This is a genomic window from Chromobacterium haemolyticum DSM 19808 (assembly GCF_000711885.1).
Taxonomy (GTDB): Bacteria; Pseudomonadota; Gammaproteobacteria; order Burkholderiales; family Chromobacteriaceae; genus Chromobacterium; species Chromobacterium haemolyticum.
Genome location: NZ_JONK01000053.1, coordinates 1 through 9,624, shown reverse-complemented (window position 1 = coordinate 9,624; position 9,624 = coordinate 1). Strand labels below are relative to the sequence as shown.

The following is a 9,624-nucleotide window of genomic DNA, read 5'->3' as shown; positions in this document are numbered from 1 at the left end:
ACTTGGTTGGTCTACTACAATCAGGAACGCACACACCAAGGCAAGATGTGCTGCGGTCGCACACCCGTACAAACCTTTATTGATGGCAAACGGGAATGGAGGGAGAAGGTAGACAACTTGAATTGATCTGACAGCCAGGCGCCGTCAAAACGGGAGACTGTCAGATCAGGTCTGAACTTCTACAGTCCTGATTGGTTCGATACAGACCGTACACCATGTACAGTAAGGCGACGGCAAAGACCGTGCCGATCAGCGCAAAGCGGCTGGGGTAGCTCAAGCGCTGCATCAGCCTTACCACGGGTGTTGTCATGATTTCGCTCCTGACTGTGGCGGAGACGCACGCAATGTTGACGTCTGCTTCGCCAGTTTCAGAATAGACAATTTCCCAAGTTGAAAAACACCATTTTCGACTAGTCCATCAAATAGTTGCCGACGCCCATTTGCCGATGGCTCGAGAAATTGTCGAGGCACTCTGACTGCACGATTAAAATGGCGATGTCGAAGAGGCTGGACGCGCTTCTCGGTGAATTGAAAAACGCAAATTCGAAGCTTTTCCATTAGGAACCATCAGGTCACTCAATAGGGTGTAGTGAATGCCTTGACTAGGGAGAAGCTTTGCGGTGATTTCTTTTTTTTTCCCCAAAGGCTCGATTTGACTGGCTGTAATTTGATACCCCGTAGAGTTGCTGGTGGTAAAGACACCAGAAAATTGCTGTCGAAATTTTCTCTTAGAGATCGCATTAATCTGATGTTCCAAACGATTCCGGGTATAGGTGTTTGTAACCCAGCGCCAATCCCAAGAGGATGTTTCTGGATTTTTATATTGTGAAAGCAAATCTTGTGGAGCACTGAGACCATCCTTTCCTCCAAATTTTGTCAGTACAAAGGGGCGGTGTGTTGGGTGGTTCTCCAAAGCATTGCCAGTGAAACGCAAAAATCCAAACAGCTCAGCGTCATATTTCAAGTACATATTTGATTCATATGGTATGCTTGCATTTTGTTCAAACAATGTTAATGTTATTTGTCGTTTGCTTCGTGGTGGCAAAGTGGCTCGATACTCAGCAGTTTGCGATGTTGTGGCGCTGTAACCATTGGTTGTTGTCCAGTCTGCCCCTGCAGCCATTTCCACTCCAATCGAAGTTTCTGTTTCACCCAGCAAAGGCAAGCCAGCTTTAAATTTTTGGGCAACAGTCACTTTACCACTCACACTTATTTTATCTGCCTTTGACCAACTAACAGAGGCATCATATTTAAGATTGGCAACCGCAGTATCAATTTGATCGCTGTCGTTTTCGAGTAGCACTGTTACTACTTTTATTGGCTTACGATCAAACAGTTGAGGCGTACCCATTAGCAAATCTTTGGGCTCAGTCAACCATTGGAGATTAGTAAATGCCATGCGAAAACGTTTGTCCGACCAATACCCTGAAGGCCCTTCGGGATCAAATCGAGCGCTCAACATGTATCGATACTGATTGTCTGATATGGAAATATCATCCAGGCGAGAACGAATCCGACGGTAGTCAAACTCTTTCCCGACACTCATGTTTCCATTGCTATTCCCCCCACACCACCCGTAACCCAAATAGTGAGCTAGCATCGCCCAAGGGCGGTAAAAGGCCTCAGAGTGAATGATTTTTCGAATGATTGATTCGTTATCTGAATGTTGTTCAGCAAAAAAAACATCATTAAATACTGGTGTTGCATTAGCGTGAGGGGATTTTAATAATTCCGCTCCAAGCATTGTCGAAACACAAAGGTTAAATACGGCTCTTATTGATGTGGTGTAGACTGTCTTCATGTGGACATATCCTAAATTCTGATTGGCGCCATTGATCAAATTCGGCAAAATCTATAGCGAATTAATTGCGCCACCTATTTGGGCGCACTTAAGGTTGTCCTGATGATTTTGATGACTGTGTTTGTGTGGTGATTTCTTTTGCCCTTGCACTGTAAAAAAAAGGCTCGGAGGGGGCTCCGAGCCTGTAGGGAAAGTCGCAAGATTAGCTCAAAGTGCTAGAAATTGGGAGTGACTTGCAGATGTCGAATCACCACAAAATCTTTAAGACGGTTTATGCTTTGACTTGCAAGCGAATCATATAGAAAATCAGTACAGCTCACACCCTGTACTTAATGGCACTTGAAGCTTTTCAAAGTTTCGCAGACAAGAAGGAGGTAGGCAGAAACGAGTGCATTATGATATTCGAGTACGTAGGGCATGCGCGGGCGGACGCAGACTTATAATGATCCCTCTATTCAATTCGGTCTGACCATCAAGAACCTATTTGTACTGGCGTTTCGCGCAGACCATCGGTTTCATTCAATGGGAGGCCTGGGCTGGAGCGCCCTCCACTACAGGACCTTACCAGGAGGCAGCAGACACTGCAGGTCCAAACTCCTCACCAGAAAAGCTTAGGCGCGTTGCATCTGCTGGTCGATCGCACTGGCATCAAGATGCTGGGTGAAGAAGAATGGAAAACCAAGAAATATGGTGCGGAATATCGCAGGCAATGGTGCAAGGTCCATCTGGCCATCAATGCGGAATCCCTGGAAATCCGCTCCATCGGGGTGACAGACAACCGTCAGGTCGATATGTAAATGGTACCTTCTTTCTTGGCGCAAATCCCCGCAGAGCAACTGATAGGTTGAGTGAGAGGCGACTACAGCACAAGCTGCAATTGCGTGCATTCTGACTCGCAAGAATGCTAGGCCATGGAAAGGAAGTTCGCTGAGTGTGCTGGTTGGAAATTTCCTGTAACTTAAAAGCGGGTTTGGGCGCTGAGCACGAACACGCTGCGGTCCTGTAGTAGATTGTAGTCACCGCCACCGGTACGAACATAGCGCAGGTCCAGCAGACTGTTTTTACTCCAGGCCAGTCCCACTCCCATAGCTGTCGTGTGACGGCCGGCGGAAAATTGCCCGTCGTCGGAATAGCCCGAGACGTCCTGGGCGAAAGATAGGTAGGGCCGCCATTCCCAGCCGCCAGCAGACAGCCCAAAGCGGTTCTGGTACTTAAGTCGCCAGCCCCAGGCGATGGGGGTGACAAAGCCGTCCAGCGCGCAGCTGGCAACCGAGCCCGAACAGGACGGGTAAACATCGCTCGGCGCCATACCGAAGCCCGGGCGCCCATAACGCATTACCGACGGATCAGGCAGGCCACTGACCTGGCGCAGCGCAAGCTGTAAATCCAGCATGGCTTGATGACCGAGCAATAGTGGTAAGGGTTGTCGCACGCTGGCCAGCCATTGTGACACACGGAATTCGTCGTAACCGCGCAGAACAGCCCCTGCCGGCAAATGATTCAAGTATGCCAAGGGGCCGACTCCCGCTAGCGTGCCGTTCAAAAAATCAGCTCCGTTCCAAGCCAGCCCTCGATTGGATTGCAAGCTGTATTCCAGATAGAGTCTGCGACCGCTCTCGTCTTCCTGCGTCAGGTTTACTGCCCATAGCCGGCGGTTGGGCAGGAAGGCGTCTCGATAGTTTCCAGCCACTGCATACGGCACGAGCTCGCCGCCAGCTTCCAGTGCAGTCAACGCCGCTCCCGGACCGGTCTTCAACACTTGTACTATTGGACTGCGGCTTGTGAAGTTTGCATAAAACAGGCCCAGCGTAGCTTGTCTAGGTAACTGGATGTGCCAGCCCACACCGTACTCGCCTGCGCTCGGCCTCAAGTCATTGGTACGCGGGATGTAATCCAAGCGATTGGCAATCGACTGTGCATCCGTGGTCAGCACTGGTTTTTTATCAAGCAAGGTCAGCAGGCCGCCATTTAGCGTGATCTTGTCGCAACCGGGCTGGATAAAGTCGTTGGTCGAGTAGAAGGCGCCACAGCCGGGGTAGCCGTTTGAGCGGAAGGCAAACTGGTAAAAACCATCCACTCTGAGCCAGCTACTCGCCTGCCAATTGCCATATAGCGCCGGGGCAGGCACATTGAAGGACTCGCTGGGCGAGGCGGCGCGAAACTGGGTCGCGAAATCCCAAGCGTTGATTTGCTGCAATCCGCCGGAGTACGTGGTAGGCGTAACCCAGGGGATAACTTGCTGCCCCAGCCGCCATTGCAGTGGCCGTTGTGCCAATTCGATGTTGCCGTAGACATAAGCATCGCTCGCCACCAAGTTGCCGAAGCGACTCAGCGGGGTGAACCCGGCATCGCTGAGCCGGCCCGGGTCATAGCTGTTGGCTACATTGCCATGCGGCACTGATTCGCCCGCCAACGCTTGGTCGTACCATCCTTTGATGCTTAGTTGCGCGCCATGGTTACCGTTAATGAGGCGCAGCTGCAGATAGCCGTCAACACTACGCGATACGGTGTCGCCCTTGCCGTAATTGAGATCGCCATCATTGCGAGTGTACATGCCCGCACCACCAATGCGGACGGGGGACGGATTGTCAGTGCGCCAGACGTTGCCGATGGCAAACGCGCCCTGCCACCTTGCTGTCCAACCCTCTGCCAGAAGGTGCTCCGAGCCGTCGCCGAGGCTGCTGGGGCGGTCGCCGAACACGATCTCGCCAGCCAGCGTGCTGTTGCACAGGCAAAACAGCGTAACTAGCCAGCGTTTCCACCACCTCGCTTGCCTTACCCGCATTCTAATCCTCCTCGTTTGGGTGCTAACATCAAGATAGTCCATGCACGGTGGCTGCAGGATAAATCCGTTTGGGGAAAGGGAAAGCCTCCCCCTGCTCAGGATTGATGGGCCAGTGCCCCATCTAGCCTTCTGCTCTTTTCCAACCAAGCGAAGCTGCACTCAACAACTCAGCGTTTGGGCATCACCTTGAAGGTATTCAGCTCGCTCCGTTTGAGAATCTGCACCGTTACGTCCGCCCCCAGAATTTCTCTCGCGCCTTGAGCAAAGGGTTTGCCAACATAGCCACTATCCACCAACAGGCTCTGAACCCCAATCAATCTGGATTTACATTACCGTAGCACCTGTGGCGCCCCCAGCCACCTCGTCACCGTGGCAGAGGTCGCCCCCGCTTGGATGATCGGGCCGCTCTGAACGGCATCCTATTTGTCCTCACCACGGGTATACTGTGGGAGGACCTACCCCAAGAATTGGGCTTCGGCAGGGGCATGACCTGCTGGCGACGGCTGCGTGATTGGCAACAACAAGGTCTCTGGGATCAACTCCATTTGGCCTTCCTCACGCAGCTTTGACACTGCGACCAGATTGAATGGAGCCGTGCCAGCATCGACGGGGCGAGTGTCGCCCGCCCCCGGGGGGCCAGGAAACTGGCCCTAACCCCACCGATCTGGGTAAGCTCGGTAGCACACGGCACATCATCGTAGATCGCCGTGGCCTGCCCTTGGCGCTGTGTATTACCGGTGCCAATCGGCATGATTCGATGGTGTTTGAGATACTGATGGATTCCATGCCGACCATCCCCGGTTTACCAGGACAGCTACGAAAACGGCCGGACCGGCCACACGCCGACAAGGGCTACGACTACCGCCGTTGTCGCGACTATCTTCTCCGACGAGGCATTCAGGTCCGTATCGCCCATCGAGGCGTGGAAAGCAGCGAGAAGCTTGGGTGACATCGCTAGGTGGTTGAGCGAACATATGCGTGGCTGGCAGGGTTCGGCAAGTTGCGTATTCGCTTCGAGCGGCGGCTGGATACGCATTACGCACTTCTCAAGCTGGCTTGCTCCCTGGTTTGCTTACGGTTTATCGAGAAATTTTGTTAGCGGTTCTAAAGCCATGCTGCCGGCACAACACCTTCACCGCCACGCCGGCTTCGGCCTGCTTCAGAAACCCAATAATTTGTTCTTCCGTGAACAGTTTCTTCAAGCCCGTTATCCTCGTACAAGACGAACTTTACTAAGTTTCGGATGGCCCTGTTTAGAGGGAGCGGGTCACAAGGCCAGCAGCCGTTGCTTGAATGACGCTAGATCGTGCCGCAGCTAAATCGAGCGGACACCAGAGGGTGAGACAAACACGCCGTGCTGGCGCAGTTCGTTGCTGACGCGAACCTGACCATGCGCGGGCTGCTCGGTCGCATAGGCGACGACGACGGCTTCTATGGTCTCGTCTATGCGGTTCTTGTGGTTGGGCTTGCGCCGGTTGGCATCGAATAACGCCTCGACGCCACCTTCTGCGACCGCATTTTGGTAGCGGTAAAAGGTGTCGCGGGACATGCCCATCATCTTGCAGGCCTTGGACACATTGCCCAGCTCGGCTGGCCAGATTCAATAGGCCGATCTTGTGCTTGATGATGTTCTGGTTGAGACTAGCCATGGGTTTACTCCTGCGCTTGCGCGCTGTCTTGATGAAGATTCGCACCTCTATCAAAACGGGTAACCCCACGGGCACCTCGAATAACCTGATATTTTCAGTGAACCCGGCCACAACATAATTACCGCGACCGCATTCGGTGCAACTTCCGAGATGAACTGCCGTTTTTTGGGGCGCGTCACGCGATTTTTTGCTCGGTTCTCCGCTCAAACCCGGCGATCCAGGCGAGTTCGAGCATCAGAAGGCTTGGATTCCCGCCTTGCGGAGAAATACCAATCGCTTCAGGTTGTAGCAGGTCGCCATCATCGTCAGCGCAAAGTTTGCACGCGCTTGGCCAATCGTGCGGACTAACTTGCCGCCCATCTGCTCGATCACGGCGAACACATGCTCGACACGAGCACGCACCTTGGCAATGCGCTGGTTACGTCACTGCTGGCAGTCGGACAGCGGCTTATTGGTGTACCCCCGGTGCTGAATCTGGTTCCGGAATCCGTCCTGCGCAAGCTGAGCTTCACGCGCTTCAGATGGGTAGCCGCGGTCGGCGTCAATGTCCCGGCTTGTGTTGTCGGTATTGAAGACCTTGTCGAAATGCTGGCTGTCGTGCGTGCTGGCGGTGTCGGTCGCGAACTGGCGGATCAGTTTGTATTTATTGTCGATGTTCACCGACAGCTTGTAGCCAAAGTAGGATTTGCTGTGCTTCTTGGTCCAGCTGGCATCCTGATCCTTCTGGCGCCTCTTGGCCGGTTTCCAATCGGCCGGCGTCGCGCCCTGATCGAGCAGTTCTTTCTCGCCGCGACTGTTGTGCTGCTTCGGTGCCGGCACCAGCGTCGCGTCAATGATCTGACCGCCGCGTGCGATATAGCCCTGCTTGAGCAACTGGGTTGACACACCGTCGAACAGCACATGAGCACCGGTCTCGCCGATCCGGTTCTCGAAGGTCCAAATCGTGGTGCGGTCGGGGATATTAACGGCGTGGCTCAGACCGCAGAAACGTTGGTAACTCATACGGTCGAGCAGTTGATACTCCATCTGCTCGTCAGACAGGTTGTAAAGCCGCTTGAGCACCAGAATCCGCACCATCGTTTCAGTCGGAAACGGCGGCCGACCGCCCTGCGGGCTGACCGGTCTCGGTGCCACCCGGTCGATCTCAGCAGCTAAAGCAGCAAAGTCGATGTGCTGCTCGATCTCGGAGAGCGGATCGCCAGCCGGTCGATCTTCTGGCGGTGATGATCAGCGGCGAACTGGTCGTTCTTGATGGCGTTGCGCTGTTTCATCGGGCTCAAAGCTCGGCAAGGTTCAGGGCAGCGTAATTTTAACAGCAGGTAGGCTCGTCTAGGTTTTTCGAGGTGCCCTTAAGTCGGTAAGTCTATAATATCGCTCACAACCCATCCGCAGATGGAAAGATTTGCTTTATAGTTCCATTCTTGGTTAAAGAGGAAATAGCTGCGTTTAACTTGTTTAATACGTCATCACCCAATGCCGGATTGCATGCATAGGCAATTTCTTTTATTCCTAGTACGAAAACGGTTCTGGGTTTGGCAGTACCCAATTTATTTACAAGCGGCAATTCAAAAATATCTTGCATTCCCATTAAATCAAGTCGATCTAATTGTAGCATACGCAAACCAACCTCAAAGTTAGCGGTCTCCACTATCGGAATGTTCATTTTTTTTAATGCATCCGAAACAGCTGAACCTCTTACGCTACCAACTCGAAATTTTTTTACCTGATCCAGGTTAAGCCATTGACGGCCGTCATCAAACTTGGCGAGTAATACCGTTCGAACTTTTAAAAATGGCTGAGTCCATTTGTATTGATTTTTCATGTCTTTGGACTCTGAAAGAGCTATGCAGGAATTGGATATTTTGTCAACCATCATACGTGCACGTGGTTGAGGGTAGATAATTAAGTCGATAGAAAATTTCGTCTGTTTTTTTAGTTGATTTAAAAAATCTATCCCGGGACCAGGAAGAATTTCCCCCGTCGCAGATAACTCTACAATTCCTGGCATAGGCGCGTTAAAAATTACCAAATCAGCTGGCAATGCTGAAGTGGAAATTCCGACTAAAAATGGAATGGAATAAAATAACGATTGCATGTTGAGTGCCGTATCCCTGTGAACTAACACCTATAGAATAGATAGCTCCATTGTTTTGCTATTGAAAGGCTTTTTTGCAGTGCTGTTAATGAAATGGACGCCCCCCCTTCCGGAAGCGGCATCGCGGTGCCACAGTAAATTTGCAACCAACTCACTGATCGAAGGGAGCGTCACCGTCAACATTAGAACGATCGGGCTGGATCTGGCCAAGAACGTGTTCCAGGTCCACGGCGTGGATGCGCAGGGCCAGGTGGTGCTACGCAAGCAGCGTGGCTTGTGCGTCATTGGCGGCGTTCTTTGCCAACCTGCCGCCCTGTCTGGTCGGGATGGGGGCGTGTGTCAGCCCGCACTTCTGGGCCCGCAAGCTGGTGGCACAGGGGTACGTCGTCAAGCGGATGGCGCCCCAGTTTGTGAAGCAATTTGCCAATGGCATTTTTTGGCGTTGGATCAGCAGGTCGCCGAACTGGAGAAACAGATCCAACTGTGGCATCACCAGAGTGAACCCTTGCAGCGGCTAGCGGCGATCCCAGGCATTGGTCCGATTACCGCTACCGCCTTGGTCGCCAGCATTGGCGATGCGCGTGCGTTCAACAATGGGCGCCAGCTGGTCGCCTGGTTGGGGCTGGTGCCGCGGCAGCATTCCAGCGGCGGCAAGCCGGTCTTGCTCGGGATCAGCAAACGGGGGGCGCCTACCTGCGCACCTTGCTGATCCATGGGGCCCGGGCCGTCATCAGTCATGTCGAACACCGCTGCGATCAAGCGGCGAGCTGGTTGAAGCGCCTGCGGGGCCGACGCAACCGCAATATCTCCGCAGTGGCGCTGGCCAACAAGAATGCCCGAGTCGTGTGGGCGCTGCTGGCCCATGATCGGCAATATGGGGTACCCACCCCGTTGGCCGCGTGAGCGCTTGAGCTGAACCCCGTCAGCAACAAGAAAGGCTTTCCTACCGATTGCCCAGGCAACCACGACGTGATGGCGAGACAGGTCAGACCGTGGCGGAGTAAACCTGCGTTCTGCAAGGCACTGCGAGTGCGCGCTGTTGTCCAGGACTCAGCCAGCGGAATCCATCAGGGGCCGAGACATCGTGTCTCAATACAGCCCGAATATATGGCTGCAATCGTTCCTGCTCACCGTCATTAACGGAAAGCTTGGCAAGCCGGGGCGTCCATATATGCATAACCCCGCCCAAGAGTGAGCATCCCCTTTCCCCGAACGGATTTACACCACAGCCACGGTACAAGGACGGGCAAGCATGCTGAAGCGGTTCAAGATGGCTGCACGCACTTGCAGCTCT

At 53.3% G+C, this 9,624-nt stretch carries 4 protein-coding genes and 8 pseudogenes; 4 read left to right on the top strand and 8 right to left on the bottom strand.

The annotated features are described in order from the left end of the window. Positions 1–126, top strand: a pseudogene (locus tag BR71_RS24380) (IS481 family transposase); the annotation flags it as partial. A gap of 34 nt (positions 127–160) precedes the next feature. On the opposite strand, the gene BR71_RS24375 reads toward BR71_RS24380, so the two are convergent. After that, a complete protein-coding gene (locus BR71_RS24375; RefSeq protein ID WP_156039062.1) occupies positions 161–310 on the bottom strand; it encodes a hypothetical protein in 150 nt (49 codons plus the stop codon). Positions 311–484: 174 nt separating this feature from the next. Next, positions 485–1,801 carry an aerolysin family beta-barrel pore-forming toxin gene (locus BR71_RS23880; protein WP_081862754.1) on the bottom strand — a complete coding sequence of 439 codons (1,317 nt, stop codon included), beginning with the start codon at positions 1,799–1,801 and terminating at the stop codon, positions 485–487. A gap of 414 nt (positions 1,802–2,215) precedes the next feature. On the opposite strand from BR71_RS23880, the pseudogene BR71_RS24880 reads away from it, so the two are divergent. Next, a pseudogene (locus BR71_RS24880) lies at positions 2,216–2,749 on the top strand (transposase); the annotation flags it as partial. A gap of 10 nt (positions 2,750–2,759) precedes the next feature. Here the strand turns inward: BR71_RS24880 and BR71_RS19495 are convergent. Beyond that, on the bottom strand, positions 2,760–4,586 hold the full coding sequence (locus BR71_RS19495; protein ID WP_052370883.1) for a DUF1302 domain-containing protein: 1,827 nt from the start codon (positions 4,584–4,586) through the stop codon (positions 2,760–2,762). A 170-nt stretch (positions 4,587–4,756) separates the two neighbouring features. Next, positions 4,757–4,966 (bottom strand): annotated as a pseudogene (locus tag BR71_RS24365) (IS5/IS1182 family transposase); the annotation flags it as partial. On the opposite strand from BR71_RS24365, the pseudogene BR71_RS23875 reads away from it, so the two are divergent. Further along, positions 4,928–5,685 (top strand): annotated as a pseudogene (locus BR71_RS23875) (IS5 family transposase). The pseudogenes BR71_RS24365 and BR71_RS23875 overlap by 39 nt on opposite strands. On the opposite strand, the pseudogene BR71_RS23870 reads toward BR71_RS23875, so the two are convergent. The 4 genes and pseudogenes from BR71_RS23870 to BR71_RS23865 all read right to left on the bottom strand — a co-directional run. Then, a pseudogene (locus BR71_RS23870) lies at positions 5,681–5,788 on the bottom strand (transposase); the annotation flags it as partial. The pseudogenes BR71_RS23875 and BR71_RS23870 overlap by 5 nt on opposite strands. Before the next feature lie 116 nt (positions 5,789–5,904). Then, positions 5,905–6,235 (bottom strand): annotated as a pseudogene (locus BR71_RS23145) (helix-turn-helix domain-containing protein); the annotation flags it as partial. Between the two features lie 234 nt (positions 6,236–6,469). Beyond that, positions 6,470–7,506: pseudogene (locus tag BR71_RS19470) on the bottom strand (IS5 family transposase). Between the two features lie 104 nt (positions 7,507–7,610). Then, the gene (locus BR71_RS23865; protein ID WP_156039060.1) at positions 7,611–8,330 is read right to left on the bottom strand and encodes a substrate-binding periplasmic protein; all 720 of its coding nucleotides are present in this window, start codon (positions 8,328–8,330) and stop codon (positions 7,611–7,613) included. Between the two features lie 157 nt (positions 8,331–8,487). Between BR71_RS23865 and BR71_RS19465 the strand changes: the two are divergent. Continuing rightward, a pseudogene (locus BR71_RS19465) lies at positions 8,488–9,233 on the top strand (IS110 family RNA-guided transposase). The last annotated feature ends 391 nt before the right edge of the window (positions 9,234–9,624 follow it).

Excerpts from the sequence above, each read along its gene's own strand:
- BR71_RS24375 (WP_156039062.1), bottom strand. The coding sequence starts at position 310 with ATGACAACACCCGTGGTAAGGCTGATGCAGCGCTTGAGCTACCCCAGC.
- BR71_RS23880 (WP_081862754.1), bottom strand. The coding sequence starts at position 1,801 with ATGAAGACAGTCTACACCACATCAATAAGAGCCGTATTTAACCTTTGT.
- BR71_RS19495 (WP_052370883.1), bottom strand. The coding sequence starts at position 4,586 with ATGCGGGTAAGGCAAGCGAGGTGGTGGAAACGCTGGCTAGTTACGCTG.
- BR71_RS23865 (WP_156039060.1), bottom strand. The coding sequence starts at position 8,330 with ATGCAATCGTTATTTTATTCCATTCCATTTTTAGTCGGAATTTCCACT.